14 protein-coding genes are annotated in these 16,560 nt (G+C 61.1%); 11 read left to right on the forward strand and 3 right to left on the reverse strand.

Annotated elements, in window-relative coordinates; genetic code table 11:
• Window positions 1–48: 48 nt before the first annotated feature.
• Window positions 49–2,718 carry an excinuclease ABC subunit UvrA gene (locus PQR02_RS13130; RefSeq protein ID WP_408230832.1) on the reverse strand — a complete coding sequence of 890 codons (2,670 nt, stop codon included), beginning with the start codon at window positions 2,716–2,718 and terminating at the stop codon, window positions 49–51.
• Between the two features lie 215 nt (window positions 2,719–2,933).
• Between PQR02_RS13130 and PQR02_RS13135 the strand changes: the two genes are divergently transcribed.
• The 3 genes from PQR02_RS13135 to PQR02_RS13145 all read left to right on the forward strand — a co-directional run bounded on the left by PQR02_RS13135 (window position 2,934) and on the right by PQR02_RS13145 (window position 5,383).
• Window positions 2,934–3,764: an SIR2 family NAD-dependent protein deacylase gene (locus PQR02_RS13135; protein WP_408230835.1), complete on the forward strand. Its 831-nt coding sequence runs from the start codon at window positions 2,934–2,936 to the stop codon at window positions 3,762–3,764.
• Window positions 3,765–3,986: 222 nt separating this feature from the next.
• Entirely contained in the window at window positions 3,987–4,841 is an 855-nt protein-coding gene (locus PQR02_RS13140) for an AraC family transcriptional regulator (RefSeq protein WP_408230838.1), read from the forward strand.
• 131 nt (window positions 4,842–4,972) lie between these two features.
• Window positions 4,973–5,383, forward strand: coding sequence for a DUF2000 family protein (locus tag PQR02_RS13145; protein ID WP_408230889.1), 411 nt, complete (start codon window positions 4,973–4,975; stop codon window positions 5,381–5,383).
• A gap of 35 nt (window positions 5,384–5,418) precedes the next feature.
• On the opposite strand, the gene PQR02_RS13150 is transcribed toward PQR02_RS13145, so the two are convergent.
• The gene (locus PQR02_RS13150; RefSeq protein WP_408230841.1) at window positions 5,419–5,691 is read right to left on the reverse strand and encodes a hypothetical protein; all 273 of its coding nucleotides are present in this window, start codon (window positions 5,689–5,691) and stop codon (window positions 5,419–5,421) included.
• A 131-nt stretch (window positions 5,692–5,822) separates the two neighbouring features.
• Window positions 5,823–6,716, reverse strand: a complete 894-nt coding sequence (locus PQR02_RS13155; RefSeq protein WP_408230844.1) for a glutamate/aspartate ABC transporter substrate-binding protein — start codon at window positions 6,714–6,716, stop codon at window positions 5,823–5,825.
• Window positions 6,717–6,929: 213 nt separating this feature from the next.
• On the opposite strand from PQR02_RS13155, the gene PQR02_RS13160 reads away from it, so the two are divergent.
• The 8 genes from PQR02_RS13160 to PQR02_RS13195 all read left to right on the forward strand — a co-directional run bounded on the left by PQR02_RS13160 (window position 6,930) and on the right by PQR02_RS13195 (window position 16,365).
• A complete protein-coding gene (locus PQR02_RS13160; protein ID WP_408230847.1) occupies window positions 6,930–8,408 on the forward strand; it encodes an alkaline phosphatase family protein in 1,479 nt (492 codons plus the stop codon).
• Between the two features lie 295 nt (window positions 8,409–8,703).
• Window positions 8,704–9,579 carry a VOC family protein gene (locus PQR02_RS13165; protein ID WP_408230850.1) on the forward strand — a complete coding sequence of 292 codons (876 nt, stop codon included), beginning with the start codon at window positions 8,704–8,706 and terminating at the stop codon, window positions 9,577–9,579.
• Between the two features lie 723 nt (window positions 9,580–10,302).
• A complete protein-coding gene (locus tag PQR02_RS13170; protein ID WP_408230853.1) occupies window positions 10,303–11,409 on the forward strand; it encodes an ABC transporter ATP-binding protein in 1,107 nt (368 codons plus the stop codon).
• Window positions 11,396–12,484, forward strand: coding sequence for an ABC transporter ATP-binding protein (locus PQR02_RS13175; RefSeq protein ID WP_408230856.1), 1,089 nt, complete (start codon window positions 11,396–11,398; stop codon window positions 12,482–12,484). Before PQR02_RS13170 ends, PQR02_RS13175 begins: the two co-directional genes overlap by 14 nt.
• Window positions 12,481–13,434, forward strand: a complete 954-nt coding sequence (locus tag PQR02_RS13180) for a carbohydrate ABC transporter permease (protein ID WP_408230859.1) — start codon at window positions 12,481–12,483, stop codon at window positions 13,432–13,434. The genes PQR02_RS13175 and PQR02_RS13180 overlap by 4 nt, the downstream gene beginning before the upstream one ends.
• On the forward strand, window positions 13,424–14,233 hold the full coding sequence (locus tag PQR02_RS13185; protein ID WP_408230862.1) for a carbohydrate ABC transporter permease: 810 nt from the start codon (window positions 13,424–13,426) through the stop codon (window positions 14,231–14,233). The genes PQR02_RS13180 and PQR02_RS13185 overlap by 11 nt, the downstream gene beginning before the upstream one ends.
• Window positions 14,233–14,514, forward strand: coding sequence for a DUF2160 domain-containing protein (locus PQR02_RS13190; RefSeq protein ID WP_408230865.1), 282 nt, complete (start codon window positions 14,233–14,235; stop codon window positions 14,512–14,514). The genes PQR02_RS13185 and PQR02_RS13190 overlap by 1 nt, the downstream gene beginning before the upstream one ends.
• Window positions 14,515–14,622: 108 nt before the next feature.
• Complete coding sequence (locus PQR02_RS13195) at window positions 14,623–16,365, forward strand: ABC transporter substrate-binding protein (protein ID WP_408230868.1); 1,743 nt, start codon at window positions 14,623–14,625, stop codon at window positions 16,363–16,365.
• Window positions 16,366–16,560 lie beyond the last annotated feature (195 nt).

The following is a 16,560-nucleotide window of genomic DNA, read 5'->3' on the forward strand; positions in this document are numbered from 1 at the left end:
ATTCTGCGCGGTTTTGACGGAATCGTTGGGCGATGCGTCCTCTCCGGTTCACGCCACGAGTTGTTGCCGCAGATACACGGCCGTGCGGCTCGCCTTTTCGCGCGCCACTTCAGCCGGCGTGCCGCTCGTCACGATCGTCCCGCCGGCGTCGCCGGCTCCCGGGCCGACGTCGATGACCCAGTCGCTTTGCGCGGCCACCCGCATATCGTGCTCGACCACCACCACCGTATTGCCCGCGTCGACGAGCCCCTGCAATTGCACCATGAGCCGGTCGACGTCGGCGGGATGCAGCCCGGTTGTCGGTTCGTCGAGGATGTACAACGTATCTCCGCGCTGCGCGCGCTGTAGTTCGGTGGCGAGCTTGATGCGCTGCGCTTCGCCGCCGGATAGCTCGGTGGCCGGCTGGCCCAGCCGCAGATAGCCGAGGCCGATGTCGCGCAGTACCTTGAGCGCGCGCATCACGCCTGCTACCTCGGCGAAGAAACTGCACGCGGCGTCGACGGTCATGCCCAGCACTTCGGCAATGTTTTTATCGCGCCATGTAATCTCCAGCGTCGATGTGTTGTAGCGGGTGCCGTGGCAGGTCGAGCAAGGCGCATACACACTCGGTAGAAAGAGCAGTTCGACGCTCACGAATCCTTCGCCTTCGCAGGTCGGGCAACGGCCTTGCGCGACATTGAACGAGAAACGCCCCGCGCTGTAGCGGCGCTTGCGAGCGCTGGGTGTGTCCGCGAACAGCTTGCGCACGTGGTCGAAGAGGCCCGTGTAGGTGGCGAGGTTGGAACGCGGCGTGCGCCCGATCGGCTTTTGATCGACCCGCACGAGCCGCCGCAGCGCGTCCATGCCGTCGGCGATATGGCCGCTCGTGGGCGCCGTCGCGGTGGCGAGCAGCGGGTCCTGTTCGTCCTCGTCCGGGCTTTCGATGATCCGTCCCAGCCGGCTGGCGACCAGTTCCGGCAGCGCCTGGCTCACGAGGCTCGACTTGCCCGAGCCCGACACGCCCGTCACGGTCGTCAGGCAGCCGAGCGGGAACGCGGCGTTCAGCCCGTGCAAATTGTTACGTGTGACATTGGCGAGCCGCAGCCAGCCCGCGGCGTCGCGCGCTGTGCGATCGACGGGCGGGGGCGGGGCGAACAGATGCCTGCGGGTCTGCGATGCCGCGACCGTCGCGAGTCCCGCTGGCGGCCCGCTATACACCACATGACCGCCGGCCTCACCAGCCGCCGGGCCCACGTCGACCAGCCAGTCTGCGCGCCGCATCATCTGCAGATCGTGCTCGACGACGAACAGCGAATTGCCCGCCGCCTTCAGCGCTTGCAACGCGCTGAAGAGCGCTTCGCCGTCGGCGGGATGCAGGCCGGCCGATGGTTCGTCGAGCACGTACACGACCCCGAACAGCTGCGACGACAGTTGCGTGGCCAGTCGCAAGCGCTGCAGTTCACCCGATGACAGCGTGGGCGTGCTGCGCTCCAGCGCGAGGTAGCCGAGCCCGAGGTCGGCCAGCGTGGTCAGGCGCTCGACCAATTCGGCGGCAATGCGCTGCGCCGCGACGCGTTTCTCTCCCGACAGGTTCGGCGTGCGCCGCACGTCGGGCGAAGCTTTATGCGCGGAACCGCCCGCGGCGACCCGCTTGTCGACGGCCTCGCGCATGGCGCTCCTGCTGAGCACGCTGCCCTTGGCCGTCGTCGCCGTCGCCGGGTCCGGCCATTCGCCTCGCGCAATCGGTTCGAGAAGCGCGGCGAGACCCGCCAGCGGCAACTGTGAAAACTCGCCGATGTCGAGCCCGGCGAATTTCACCGAGAGCGCTTCTTTCTTGAGCCGTTTGCCGTGGCAAGACGGGCAGACGCTGCCGATCATGTACTGCGACACGCGCTTTTTCATCAGTGCGCTTTGCGTGTTCGCGAAGGTGTGCAGCACGTAGCGGCGCGCGCCCGTGAACGTGCCCTGATAGCTCGGCTCGTCTTTGCGTCGGAGCGCGGCGCGGGTCTCCTTCGGCGTGAGGCCAGCGTAGACGGGCACGGTCGGCTGTTCGTCGGTGAAGAGGATCCAGTCGCGATCCTTCTTCGGCAAGTCGCGCCAAGGCGTATCGACGTCGTAGCCGAGCGTCACCAGGATGTCGCGCAGATTCTGTCCGTGCCAGGCCGGCGGCCACGCGGCGATCGCGCGCTCGCGGATGGTCAGCGAGTCGTCGGGCACCATGGATTTCTCGGTGACCTCGTACACGCGCCCCAGCCCATGACACGTCGGACAGGCGCCTTGCACCGTGTTGGGCGAGAAGTCCTCGGCGAACAACATCGGCTGTTTCGGCGGATAGTCGCCGGTGCGGGAATAAAGCATGCGCACCAGGCTCGAAAGCGTGGTCACGCTGCCAACCGATGAGCGCGCGCTCGGTGTGCCGCGTTGTTGTTGCAAGGCGACCGCGGGCGGCAACCCCTCGATGGCGTCGACTTCGGGCACGCCGACCTGCTCGATCAGGCGCCTCGCGTACGGCGCAACCGATTCGAAATAGCGCCGCTGCGCCTCGGCGTACAGTGTGCCGAAGGCCAGCGACGATTTGCCCGAGCCCGACACCCCGGTGAACACGACGAGCGCATCACGTGGAATCTGCACGTCGACGTTTTTCAGATTGTGCTCGCGAGCGCCGCGCACGCGCACGAAGCCGGTGGGAGCGCCGGAGGGCGTAGGAGGCGAAGCGGTTTTGCTGTGGATGGCGTCCATGTTGATCGGTAGCGGATGAGCGCGGTGCCTGGCTGGCTGTGCGAACGCTAGTTAGGTCGCACGGAACATGCCCGGACCGAGTCCTTCCAGGCGTTGCCTGATTGATGCGCTTGCCGAACCGACAGGACCACCGCATTATTGTCGCCTGAGGGCTCAGAGGTCCAAGCCGATCTGGGCCCACCCGAGCGAAGACCCGATTTGGAAGAGCGGATTCAATGGACGAAGGCGAGAAATTGAAGTGCGCGGTTTCGTGGATCCGTGAGGCAGACGGTCTGCTCGTCACGGCCGGTGCCGGTATGGGGGTGGACTCGGGGCTACCCGATTTTCGGGGCGCGGAGGGATTCTGGCGAGCCTATCCGGCGTTGAGAGCTCATCGATTGACGTTCCAGGACATGGCAAACCCGCGAGCATTGGCCAGCTCTCCCGAGCTCTGCTGGGGATTCTATGGTCACCGACTCCAGCTCTATCGGCGCACCGTGCCTCACCATGGCTTCCAGATACTCCGCCGTTGGGCTGAAAACATGCCGGGCGGGACGGCCGTCTTCACGAGTAATGTCGATGGTCAATTCCAGAAAGCGGGTTTTCACGAGGCACGCGTAGCGGAATGCCGCGGCTCCATCCATATGATGCAGTGCTCGGAGTTCTGTTCCGATGCCATATGGTCGGCGCAAGCATTTGAGCCGATTGTCGACGAGGCAAACTGTCGTCTGCTTGGCGATCTGCCGACCTGTCCACACTGCGGAGCTATCGCGCGGCCCAACATTCTCATGTTCGGGGATTTTGACTGGATCGCTCAGCGCACGGAAGCGCAGGAGTCGCGCTTGTATGCGTGGCTCGCTTCGGTCAAACGACCTGTCGTCATGGAAATTGGAGCGGGCAAGACCATCCCCACTGTTCGTCATTTCAGCGAGCGCGTCGGCTCGCATGTCATCAGAATCAATCCCAAGGATTCGGGCATTGCATCGCATCGCGGAATTGGATTCGCAGGCGGAGCGCTCGAAACCCTCGAGCTGCTGAACGATGCCTTGAGCGACGGTTTAACCTGACGAAATCTAGTCACGCGAAGCAGACAATATGCTGACTTCTCGCACGGAGAGTAGAGGCCAAGGAGAAATGGGCGAAAGCCCAAATGCACGGATGCCGGCAGCAGAGTTCTTAACCGCATAAAATTGACATCGACGACGAGGCTTGCGCTTATTGGCTATGCGGGCCCGGTAATGCGTCGGTGCTGTGAGCTTACGCCGGTCGCCAAACGAGAACACGCTCCCATGGCAGGAAATAACTGGATCGATATACGCAAGGACAAGAGCACGGAAATCGAAATCCTTCGTGCTCATTTCGAGGGTCATGCCTACGATCAACATTGGCACGACGCCTATCTTCTCGGCTATACCGAACACGGCGTCCAGCAATTCGACTGCCGCCGCGCCCGCGTCACCAGCACACCGGGTAACGTCTTCATGCTCGAACCGGGCGACATCCACGACGGACACGCACCGTCGGAAGGCGGGTTCACCTATTCGATGCTGTATCTCAAACCGGAGTGGCTGACGCGCGAACTCCGGGCATGGTCCAGCGAAACGCCGCAATCGGGCGCCCCCTCTTTCCCGCAGACCCTCGTCGACGATGTCTCGCTCGTCAGGGCAATTGCGACTTTGTTTAGCGCACTGCATACGCAAGAAATGCACGTCGTGCGGCAGGCCGCAACCGATGCGTTATTCGAACGCCTCAGCCGCCATCTCGACTGGCGCATATGCTGCGAACGCGGGCCCAGGCTCCAGGATGTCGCACATCGCGCGCGCGAATATCTCCATGCCCATGTCGAAGATGACGTCGGACTGGACGATCTGGCGGCCGCCTGCGCAGTGGATCGGTTCCGGCTATCACGCGCGTTCAAGCGCTGTTTTGGACTGGCGCCACACGCTTATCTGATTCAACTGCGTCTGACCAGGGCTCGTCAACTGCTTGGACTCGGCGCGCTGCCAGCCGACGTTGCGCATTCGTTGTGCTTTTCCGACCAGAGCCACCTCGGACGCTGGTTCCGGCGCGCGTATGGACTCACGCCAGCGCACTACAGCAAACGTTGCACAAATCTTCCAGACTGCGCGAGGAAAGCGAATTAGTCTTGCCGGGAACGGCTCGTCGGTCTTCTCGGAACGTCGGGTCGGCGAGGCGATGTTTGCCGGCGTGCCCGTATGTCGCACGGCATCCGCTCTCGCTTTGCGTGTATGAATACGGTGAGGAAATGGAACTGATGGAATTTGAAACTAAAGTGGCGATCGTGGTGCGTGAAGATCTGGCATCGTGGCAAAAACTGAATGTCACCGCTTTTTTGGCGACCGGCATAGCAGCGGCCGCGCCTGACGCGATGGGAAAGCCTTACGAAGATGCGAACGGACGAAAATACGCCGCATTACTCGGTCAACCGATGATGATCCATACAGGTGATCTTTCCGGCTTGCGAAGGGCGTTCCAGCAAGGTCACCAACGAGAACTCGTGATGGCCGTCTATGTGAACGCAATGTTTTCGACCGGCAATGACGACGACAATCGCGCTGTGTTTAGCACCGAGCCGGCTGATCAACCCGATCTGGTCGGAGTCGCTTTACGTGGACCGAGAAAGATGGTTGATAACGCGGTGAAGGGATTGGCGCTGCATCCGTGAGCAGAACTACCCGTTAAACCTGTAACTCGATAGCGTCAGTGGTCGTCACGCATCCCCAGCGCAGCCAGTTCGTCGCGACCCGGCAAACATACGTCGCGCACCAGGTCGCCATCGCACAGTGCGTTCAACTGCGCCCGCAAGATCGAGATCGCGTGGCTGAGGCCGGCCCCGAAGAGGCCAAAAATTACAAGGAACTGCGCCATGCCCAATGCGGTGCCATAACTGCCGTACCAGCGGGCCGACATGATGGCGCCGATTGCGCTGAGCACGGCAATCGTCCACTGCACCCGCAGGTTCCAGCGGCGCAATGCCGACCTGAATGGGAGAGAGGGGGACGGTGCGTGGGGCAGGCCGGCAGTAACGCGCGGCGTCTCTTTGTAGGTTGACATGGATATTTCCCCACCGTATTTCAAGCGCGCCACCGAGGTGACGCCCCGTCTCAATCAAAAGCCTTGTCGTTTGGCGCCGCGTACAGCTTTTCCAGCGCTTCGCTCATGGGGAAATCGAAATTGATGCTTTTCGGCGGCACTGGCTTCAAGAACCACTTGCTGTACATGGCTTTAATATCGCCGCTTTTCATGGCATGAACCATGACGTCGTCAACCAGCTTCTTGAACTCCGGGTCGTCTTTGCGGAGCATGAAACCATACGCTTCGGACGACTGAGGCGTTCCCACAATGACCCAGTCAGCAGGCCGCGCCGTCAGCGAGCGCGCGCCGGCGAGCAGGACATCGTCCATCATGTAGGCCGCAGCCCGGCCGGTTTCGAGCGTGACACGGCCTTCGCCGTAATCCTTCGCGCTGATGATTTGCATGTTCATCTTTTTCTCCTCGTTCATCTTCCTGAGCAGACGCTCTGACGTGGTTCCCTGGTTGGTCACCACGGTCTTTCCGGCAAGGTCCGCGAAATCTTTGACGCCCGAGTCTTTACGCGTAAGCAGACGCGTCGTGGCAACGAAGAACGTGTCGGAAATCGCGACCTGGTTTTGCCGGGACGTCAGGTTCGTCGTCACACCGCATTCGAGGTCGACGGTGCCGTTCTGAACGAGCGGAATGCGGTTCTGCGAGGTAACCGGTACGAAGCGGACCTGCAGATCGGGGTGGCCGGTTTTGGCTTTCACCGAATCGATGATCTTGTTGCAAAGATCCTGGGAAAATCCGATCACCTGATTATTCGCATCGACGTAAGAAAACGGCACCGACGTTTCGCGGTGACCGATCGAAATCGAATTCCCGCGCTGGACTTTTGCCAAGGTCGACTGCGTCTCCTGCGCTGAAGCGATCGTCGAAAGCACGGCAAAAGCCGCGAGGGCAATCAGCAGCCTGTGGTTCATAGCAATTTCCCCATCGCAATTGAATTGATACATATGTTGACAGAAAAATAATCAACGCAACATATGATAACTACTGATGTGGGAAACATTGGGCGCGCGGAGGGTATGCGCTCGGGGATGGGGAACAGTAAATGCTACGTCGGTCGCTTGAGTCGCACAGCGGCGCGAAAGCAGCCGCGCAACCTGCGTATAGACCCATAGGAGACAACAAATATGAGCACGCGGCCCACCAATCCGCCCGATCCCGCCCGCCGCAAAATTCTCGCCGCGCTTGCAAGTTCTGTCGCATTGTCGGCTTGCGGCGGAGGTGGCGGCGGCGTCTCCGGGTCAGGCGGGTCGACGAATCCGGTGATCGGCGCAGTCCCGCCGGATCGCGCGAATCTGCCGCGTCCTCCATTGCCCGATCCGACGACCTCCGGCATCGACCATATCGTGCTCGTCACGATGGAAAACCGTTCCTTCGATCATCTGCTGGGCTGGGTGCCAAACGCCGAAAGCGCGCAGACAGGACGCACATTTACCGATGCGTTCGGCGCAACTCACCCTTCGTTTGCGCTCGCTGCGGATCCGGCCTATGGATTCCAGGGCTGCGCATTTGCGGACCCGAATCACGCGTACGACGCCGGCCGCGTCCATCTGGCAAACGGCGCGATGAACGGTTTTCTGCGGACAGCGGGCACAAGCCTCACGCCTGGCGACTTGCTGCCAATCGGCTATTTCCGGTCTGCGGATCTCGACTTTTATCGAGGCGCTGTCGCGCAATACACTGTTTGCGATTACTACATGAGCGGCATTCTCGCCGATACCTACCCGAACCGGATCTACCTGCATAGCGGTGAAACGGATCGTCTCGCCGACACGCTCGACTCGTCGTCGTTACCGACCATCTGGGACCGGCTCGACGCGAAGAACGTGTCGTCAACCTACTATTTCCACGACGTTCCGTTCACGGCGCTCTACGGAACCCGCTATGTCGGACGCTCGAAGCTGTTTGCCGAGTTCCTGACCGATGCCGCCGCTGGCCTGCTGCCGTCGTTCTGTATGGTCGATCCGAGCTTCGGCGGTGAAGCACAGGGGACGTCGAACGACGACCACCCGCATGCCGACGTGCGCAACGGCCAGGTGCTGTTGGGGCAGATCTACGATGCACTACGCACAAGCCCGAACTGGAGCAAGACGCTCCTGATCGTCGTCTATGACGAGTGGGGTGGCTTCATGGAACATGTCGCGCCGCCGGTGAGGCCGGTGTCGGCCGCCGAAAGCGCCGTGGGCAACGACGGGCGGCTCGGCTTTCGCGTGCCTTGCATGTTGCTCGGACCGCGCGTGCGTGCGAACAGTGTTGCGCGCTATCCGTTCGATCCCAGTTCGATCCACCAACTGCTTGCATGGCGCTTCGGGCTCGACCCGCTCGGCGTACGGGGAAGCGACCCGGGAACCGTCAACCTCGCGTATGCGTTGGATCTGGCGGACGCGCCACGCATCGACGCGCCCCTCATCTCCGTCACACAGGGAGTGTTCGGCGCTGCGTGCTCGACGTCGGCGGCCAGCGTCGTGACAGGCATTGCACAACTGGATAAGAGCCAGGTCACGCCGGGCGGCGCCGTACCCGATACGGCAGTGAGCCCGGCGGGCGGCCGTTTCGCGGAGCTGAGGACGAAGGCTGACGCGCTTGGCTTCCCGAATCCGGAGTAAACATAAACAGCGTCAAGCGTGACTCGCCACATTCCCTCCGGCATTGACGGTCGCCACCGCGTTAATATGGATCATGCAGCAAGAGCACATCGACGATAACCGGCTGAAAGTTCTCCGATGAAAAGCCTTTGCGGCAGGATGCAATAAAACTGCCTCGAGGTGCAGCGCAAACCGAATCGACGCATCGAGACGTAACGCCGGTTGGCATCGAACCAGGCAAGCATACGCGTAGCAAATGCCAGCCGTGCTTTCCAAATCTTTATACCGAGTGTTTGAACTCTCTGAAGGCAATCAGATGAAACGTTCCGATTACGCGCGTCAAGATACAGGCAATCTGGTGCTGCTGGAGCATGTCAACCTCACAATACCGGACCAGCGTCTCGCGACCGCGTTCTATGTCAGTGGACTCGGGCTCACGCGTGATCCCTATCTGATGACCGGCGTGACCAATATGTGGATCAACATCGGTCGTTCGCAGATTCATTTGCCGCACGGCGGCGCGCAGCGACTGCGTGGGCACGTCGCGCTCGTCGTGGGCGAGCGCCAATCGCTGCTCGCACGGCTGCGCGAAGTCAGGCCAGCGCTCGATGGAACCGCGTTCGGATGGACCGAGCGAGCCGGCCGCGTAGAGGTCACCTGTCCATGGGGAAACCGTTACGACTGCCTCGATGCGGACGCATATCAGGCGAACGTTCCATGGTCGGCCATCGATCTCGGCATCGCTTATGTGCAACTCGATGTGCCGGCCGGCTGCGCGGGGTCGATTGCCGCTTTTTACCGCGAGATCTTCAATGCGTCCGTTGAGATCCGCGACCACAACGGTTTGCAGCAGGCGGTGATCGCGGTCGGAACGCATCAGCAACTGGTCTACGCAGAAACGCTCGCGGCAATCCCGGAATACGATGGGCATCACATCCAGATCTATATCGCCAACTTCTCCGAACCCTACACCCGGCTTGCCGAGCGCGAACTGACCTACGGCGAGGAAGCTCATCAATACCGCTTCGCCGACGTCATCGATCCGGTGAGCGGCGCGCAGTGCTTCAGGCTCGAACATGAGATACGGAGTCTCCACCATCCTCTGTATGCGCGGCCCTTGGTGAACCGGAATCCGGATCAGAGTAACCGGAATTACCGCATGGGAGGCGACGTGCGCAGCGGTGTGTTCTAACCGGCGTGCACGCCGGCCCGGCGCTTCGTGATTGACCACACGACGCCTGCCGTCCGCAGCCAGGCTGCTGCGGAACCATCGATGCGCGAGGTTCACGTACCTCGACGCATAGCCGTCGTTCGGGCCGGATAGCGAGGCAATAGCCTACGCATCAACATGCAGATCGCGACTTCTGCATCAATCGATGGCCGCCAATCGAACTGCATGACTGCGCGTCATGCTGGCATCGAGCACGGCTCGCCGCACATTCTCCATTCCCACGCCGTCACTGAAAGAGGCGACTTGCCTTCAGCGCTGCATCGCTCGCGATGACAGCTGCCGGAGGATGGCGCTGTGACGTGCCGACGCGGCAATTTAGTGTCCAGCGAGCGCGAGCAGGCAATTTGTCAGGCCATTGTCTTTCTGTCAGGCGACGTGTTTCTTACGAACATCATGCAAAAAACAGTTTATTTGGAAGAAAATGTATTAACGTCAGTAATGATCTAGGAACGACATTGTTTGTAGACTGTATGGTTAACACCAATTTATACCCAAACGAACAAAAAGGAACATTCATTTCGTTGTTTTGAATTGCTTTAAGAAAAAAGGGCACGCTTCGCTCTCCGGTCAGGCGCTGGAGACCCCCGCGAAGGTCAACGCGCAAGCGTCGCTAGTTAGATCGCACGCCTGTGCCGCGTCAGGCACCCGCAGCACCGGAGACGCACCAGAACAAAGGAGAGCGATTTGGTCTTGGAACTGGAGCGGGTGACAGTCGTTTCGGGCGCCCAGACGTATCTGTACGGCGTCGATCTGCGGCTTGTCCCCGGCGCGATCAACGTGCTGCTGGGACCGACGCAAGCCGGTAAGACCACCCTGATGCGCGTGATGGCCGGCCTCGACCGCCCAGCTTCGGGCCGCGTGCTCGCCGACGGCAACGATGTGACCGGCGTCAGCGTCAGACAGCGCAACCTCGCGATGGTCTATCAGCAGTTCATCAACTATCCGGCGATGACGGTGTTCGACAACATCGCGTCACCGCTGAAGCTGCAAAAGACGCCCGCCGGCGAGGTCGAACGGCGCGTACACGAAGTCGCCGCGAAACTCCATATCGACCATCTTCTGCACCGGCGGCCGTGGGAACTCTCCGGTGGCCAGCAGCAGCGCTGTGCACTGGCGCGGGCGCTGGTCAAGCGGTCGTCACTGGTGTTGCTCGACGAACCGCTCGTCAATCTCGACTACAAACTACGCGAAGAATTGCGCGTCGAACTGTCGGCGCTGTTCGCGGACGGCAAAACCACGGTCGTCTATGCGACGACCGAGCCTCTCGAAGCGCTGCTGCTCGGCGGCTATACGGCGATCGTCGACAGGGGACGCGTGCTGCAATACGGCCCGACGCTCGATGTGTACAACGCGCCCGCCAATGTCGACGTCGCAGCCGTCTTCAACGATCCGCCGATGAACATGCTTGTCAGCGATCTCACCGCCGCCGGCACCGCGCGCCTGCCGATTGGCATCGACGTGCCGCTCGAACGGGCAAGCGCGCGTGCCGTCGGCAGGAATGACACGTGTCACATCGGCATCCGTCCCGGCCATCTGCGACTCGCGCCACAGACTCAGCGCTGCGTCGCGGTGCCGTGCCGGCTCGAACTGGCCGAATTGAGCGGCTCCGAAACCTACCTGCATCTGCACACGCGGCAAGGCGGCGTCGATCTGGTCGCGCAACTGCAAGGCGTGCATCAGATCGGTCTCGGTACGCACCTCGACGTGTACATCGATCCCGACGAACTGTTCGTGTTCGGCGCGGACACGAAGCTGCTGTCCGGCCCGGAGGCGGCTCATGGCGCGCATTGAGTTCCAGAATCTCGCGCACGCGTATGCACCCAACCCCGCCACGCTCGACGACTACGCGTTGCAACCGATGAACATGGTCTGGGAAGACGGCGGCGCGTATGCGTTGCTCGGGCCGTCCGGTTGCGGCAAGTCCACGCTGCTCAACATCGTGTCGGGTCTCGTCAGGCCGTCGGAAGGCAAGGTGCTGTTCAATGGCAGCGACATTACCGCGATGAGCCCGCGCGAACGCAACATCGCGCAGGTGTTCCAGTTCCCGGTGATCTACGACACGATGAGCGTGTTCGACAACCTCGCGTTTCCGCTGCGCAACCGGAAAATGGCGGCGCGCGACGTGAATCAGCGCGTTCACGAAGTGGCGGAGATTCTCGACATGACGCGCGAGTTGCCGCGAAAAGCGAACAATCTGTCGGCGGATGCAAAGCAGAAAATCTCGCTTGGGCGCGGTCTCGTACGCAAGGATGTCGCCGCGATCCTGTTCGACGAACCGCTGACCGTGATCGATCCGCATATGAAGTGGGTCCTGCGCCGACAGTTGAAGAAGATCCATCAGCAACTGAAGCTGACGCTGATCTACGTGACGCACGATCAGGTCGAGGCGCTGACTTTCGCGGATGAAGTCGTCGTGATGACGAACGGCCGCGTAGTGCAGAAAGGCGGTCCAGAAGCGCTGTTTTTGCGTCCTGATCACGCGTTCGTCGGCTACTTCATCGGCAGTCCGGGGATGAATCTTTGCCCGGTCGCTCTGGACTCCGGCAGTCTGAAAATCGGCACGCAGCACCTGCAACTGGACCCGCATACACTCGATACCCTAAAGCACGCGAGCGGCACGCTGACGCTCGGGATTCGCCCGGAGTTCGTGCGCCTCGCGCACGAGAGCCAATCCGGCGCGGTCAAAGCACACGTGCTGCGCGTGCAACAACTGGGCAATTACCAACTGGTCACCGCGCAATGCGACGGCCACGTCTTCCGGGCCAAAGTCGAACCGCATCGGCGTGTCGCCGAAGGCACCGTCTGGTTGAAGCTCGCCGTTCCAGAAACGGTGTTCTTCAGCAACGACGAAAGGATCGCGCGATGAACAAGCCCGTCAACCAGAAAGCCTGGCTACTGGTCGTACCGGTGTTCATCTGCGTCGCGTTTTCGGCGATCTTGCCGCTGATGACGGTGGTCAACTATTCGGTGCAGGACATCATCAGCCCGACGCAACATGTGTTCGTCGGCACCGAGTGGTTTCGCGCGATTATCAATGACGACGACCTGCGCGGCGCGCTCGGGCGGCAGATCATCTTCTCCGCGTGCGTGCTGCTGTTCGAAATCCCGCTCGGCGTCGGCCTCGCGCTGGCGATGCCCGCGTCCGGATGTCGGGCGTCGGCCTCGCTGGTCGTGCTTGCGATGCCGCTCTTGATTCCGTGGAACGTGGTCGGCACGATCTGGCAGATTTTCGGGCGGCCGGATATTGGTCTACTCGGTTATGCGTTGAATCGCGCGGGGATCGAATATAACTACACGGCCAGTCCCGCTGCCGCGTGGATCACGGTGCTCGTGATGGACATCTGGCATTGGACGCCGCTCGTCGCGCTGCTCTGCTATGCAGGCTTGCGCGCGATTCCCGACGCGTTCTATCAGGCCGCCGAAATCGACGGCGCAAGCCGCTTCGCGGTGTTCCGTTACATCGAACTGCCGAAGATGCGCGGCGTGCTGATGATCGCGGTGCTGCTGCGCTTCATGGACAGCTTCATGATCTACACGGAGCCGTTCGTGCTGACGGGCGGCGGTCCGGGCGATTCGACCACGTTCCTGTCGCAGTACCTGACGCAAAAAGCGGTCGGGCAGTTCGACCTCGGGCCCGCAGCTGCGTTCTCGCTGATCTACTTCCTGATCATCCTGCTTCTGTGCTTCATCCTCTACAACTGGATGGAGCGCGTCGGCAAAGGCGGCCCGGCAACGACAGCAGCTGTCTTGCCCGGGAGCGAAGCAAGCGCTGAAGCGCTAGCTCCGGTCGACACGGGAGACGCTCATGCGCAATAACCGCTGGTTGCGCGTTGTCGTGCTGACGGTGTACATCCTGTTCGCGCTGATTCCGCTCTACTGGATGCTGTCGATCTCCTTGCGCACGAACGAGGAGACGATGTCGGCATTCGCGATCTGGCCGCATCAAGTCACCTTCGACAACTACAAGGTCATCTTCACCGACCCGTCGTGGTACTGGGGCTACCTCAACTCCATCATCTATGTGCTGATGAACACGGTGATGTCGGTGCTGGTTGCATTGCCAGCGGCGTACGCCTTCTCGCGCTACCGTTTTCTCGGTGACAAGCATATGTTCTTCTGGCTGCTGACCAACCGGATGACGCCGCCCGCCGTGTTCCTGCTGCCGTTCTTTCAGCTCTATTCGAGCGTCGGTCTGATGGACACGTATATCGCGGTCGCGCTCGCGCACATGTTGTTCAACGTGCCGCTCGCGGTCTGGATTCTCGAAGGTTTCATGGCGGGCGTGCCGCGCGAAATCGACGAAACCGCGTACATCGACGGCTATACGTTCCCCGCATTCTTCATGAAGATTTTTCTGCCGCTGATCAAGTCGGGGGTCGGCGTGACCGCGTTCTTCTGCTTCATGTTCAGTTGGGTCGAGCTACTGCTCGCGCGCACGCTCACCACCGTCAACGCCAAACCCATTGCCGCCGTGATGACGCGCACGGTTTCGGCGGCCGGGATGGATTGGGGCGTGCTGTCGGCGGCGGGCGTGCTGACCATCGTGCCCGGCGCGCTCGTCATCTACTTCGTGCGCAATTACATCGCGAAGGGCTTTGCGATGGGGAGAGTCTGATGTTGACGTGGATGTACTGGACGCCCGAGGTAGCGGTCTTTTTCGGCTGCATCGTGGTGATGCTGGCCGGCATGACCGTGTGGGAAATCCGCTCGCCGACCGTCGAACGCAAAGGCTTCCTGCCGATCGCGACCACGCGCGGTGACCGGCTCTTTATCGGGCTGCTGATTGCCGCGTACATCAATCTCGCATGGATCGGCATCAGCGCGGAGAAGGCGAGCGCATGGCCCGGATTCGCGGCATCGATGCTCGTGCTGCTTCTAGTCATGTGGAGAGGGTGAACAGCGTTGCGTCCTCAAGATTTGCGTATCTGGACAGACCGGTTCCGTTGATGCCCCGGGCGGACCCCTGCAGTTGATCCAAGGGGCGTGGAGACACTGGAGAAAGCCATGCAAAAGAGGAGACGAATCGTGACGCTCGCCGTGGCAGGCGTCGTCGCGACAGGCTTGACGAGCCACGCCGCGATCGCCGGCACGCCCGACGCGCAGAAGTGGGTCGACAGCGAGTTCCAGCCGAGCACGCTGTCGAAGCAGCAACAGATGGATGAGATGAAATGGTTCATCGACACCGCCGCGAAGCTCAAAGCAGCCGGCGTCAAAGAGGTGCATGTGGTGTCCGAAACACTCGACACACACATGTACGAATCGAAAACGCTCGCCAAGGCGTTCGCCGAGATCACAGGCATTTCAGTCAAGCACGACATCATTCAGGAAGGCGACGTCGTCGAGAAACTGCAAACCTCGATGCAATCGGGCCAGAGCATTTACGACGGCTGGATTTCCGACTCCGATCTGATCGGCACGCATTATCGCTACGGCGTGATCATGCCGCTGTCCGACTATATGGCCGGCGAAGGCAAGCAATACACGAATCCTGGACTCGACGTGAAGGACTTCATCGGCACGAGCTTCACCACCGCGCCGGACAAGAAGCTCTATCAGCTGCCCGATCAGCAGTTCGCGAATCTTTACTGGTTCCGCGCCGACTGGTTCGCGCGCAAGGACTTGCAGGACAAGTTCAAGGCGAAGTACGGCTACGATCTTGGCGTGCCGGTGAACTGGTCCGCGTATGAGGACATCGCCGAATTCTTCACGAACGACGTCAAGACGATCGACGGAGAAAAAGTCTACGGTCATATGGATTACGGCAAAAAAGACCCGTCGCTAGGATGGCGGTTTACCGATGCGTGGTTGTCGATGGCGGGCGAAGCCGACAAGGGCATCCCCAACGGCATGCCGGTCGACGAATGGGGCATTCGCGTCACGCCGGACGGCTGCCACGCGGTGGGTGCGTCGGTCACCCGCGGTGGCGGCACGAACAGTCCGGCCGCGGTCTTCGCCACCACCAAATACATCGACTGGCTGAAGAAATACGCTCCGCCCGAAGCGTCGGGGATGACCTTCAACGAAGCCGGGCCGGTGCCGGCGCAAGGCAGGATCGCCCAGCAGATCTTCTGGTATAGCGCGTTCACCGCATCGATGCTGAAGCCCGGCAACGTGACCAACGCGGACGGCACGCCGAAGTGGCGGATGGCGCCGTCGCCGCACGGTCCGTACTGGAAAGAGGGCATGCAGAACGGCTATCAGGATGTCGGCTCGTGGACCTTCTTCAAGTCGACGCCGCCGAATCAGCGGGCTGCCGCGTGGCTATACGCGCAATTCGTGACGTCTAAAACCGTGTCGCTGAAGAAGTCGATTGTCGGTCTCACGTTCATTCGTGATTCCGATATCCATAGCGATTTCTTCACGAAGAACGCGGACAAATACGGCGGCCTGATCGAGTTCTATCGAAGCCCGGCACGCGTCGCCTGGACGCCGACCGGCAACAATGTGCCCGATTATCCGAAGATGGCGCAACTCTGGTGGAAGAACGTCGCGACGGCCGTCGCCGGAGAAAAAGCGCCGCAAGCCGCGATGGATAATCTGGCGAAGGAAATGGACCAGGTGTTGGCCCGTTTGCAGCGTGCGGGAATGAAGGTTTGCGCGCCGGAATTGAATCCGGAAAGCGATCCGGCGAAATGGTTGTCGGAGCAGCACGCACCGTGGAAGAAGCTCGGAAACGAGAAACCGAAAGGTGAAACGGTCAAGTACGATCAACTGCTCACTGCGTGGAAAGAGGGGCGGGTGCGCTAGGGTGTCGATGCAGTATCGCGAGACGGTTGACGCGGGCGGCCTTTCCGGGTCGCCCGTTTTTTATCTGTCACACGTCGGCTGGCATTGACCGGCGAATTCCGATACTGGCAGCGTCTTTCGTGGATCATGCCGAGGCGCAACCCCATCGCAGTTGCAGAGCGGGCCTCTTAACGCCGACAGTTAACGGGACGCTTC

Source organism: Paraburkholderia sediminicola, assembly GCF_046026895.1.
Taxonomy (GTDB): Bacteria; Pseudomonadota; Gammaproteobacteria; order Burkholderiales; family Burkholderiaceae; genus Paraburkholderia; species Paraburkholderia sediminicola_C.

Coding starts and splice junctions, on each gene's coding strand:
- PQR02_RS13130 (WP_408230832.1), bottom strand. CDS start 2,718: ATGGACGCCATCCACAGCAAAACCGCTTCGCCTCCTACGCCCTCCGGC.
- PQR02_RS13135 (WP_408230835.1), top strand. CDS start 2,934: ATGGACGAAGGCGAGAAATTGAAGTGCGCGGTTTCGTGGATCCGTGAG.
- PQR02_RS13140 (WP_408230838.1), top strand. CDS start 3,987: ATGGCAGGAAATAACTGGATCGATATACGCAAGGACAAGAGCACGGAA.
- PQR02_RS13145 (WP_408230889.1), top strand. CDS start 4,973: ATGGAATTTGAAACTAAAGTGGCGATCGTGGTGCGTGAAGATCTGGCA.
- PQR02_RS13155 (WP_408230844.1), bottom strand. CDS start 6,716: ATGAACCACAGGCTGCTGATTGCCCTCGCGGCTTTTGCCGTGCTTTCG.
- PQR02_RS13160 (WP_408230847.1), top strand. CDS start 6,930: ATGAGCACGCGGCCCACCAATCCGCCCGATCCCGCCCGCCGCAAAATT.
- PQR02_RS13165 (WP_408230850.1), top strand. CDS start 8,704: ATGAAACGTTCCGATTACGCGCGTCAAGATACAGGCAATCTGGTGCTG.
- PQR02_RS13175 (WP_408230856.1), top strand. CDS start 11,396: ATGGCGCGCATTGAGTTCCAGAATCTCGCGCACGCGTATGCACCCAAC.
- PQR02_RS13180 (WP_408230859.1), top strand. CDS start 12,481: ATGAACAAGCCCGTCAACCAGAAAGCCTGGCTACTGGTCGTACCGGTG.
- PQR02_RS13185 (WP_408230862.1), top strand. CDS start 13,424: ATGCGCAATAACCGCTGGTTGCGCGTTGTCGTGCTGACGGTGTACATC.
- PQR02_RS13190 (WP_408230865.1), top strand. CDS start 14,233: ATGTTGACGTGGATGTACTGGACGCCCGAGGTAGCGGTCTTTTTCGGC.
- PQR02_RS13195 (WP_408230868.1), top strand. CDS start 14,623: ATGCAAAAGAGGAGACGAATCGTGACGCTCGCCGTGGCAGGCGTCGTC.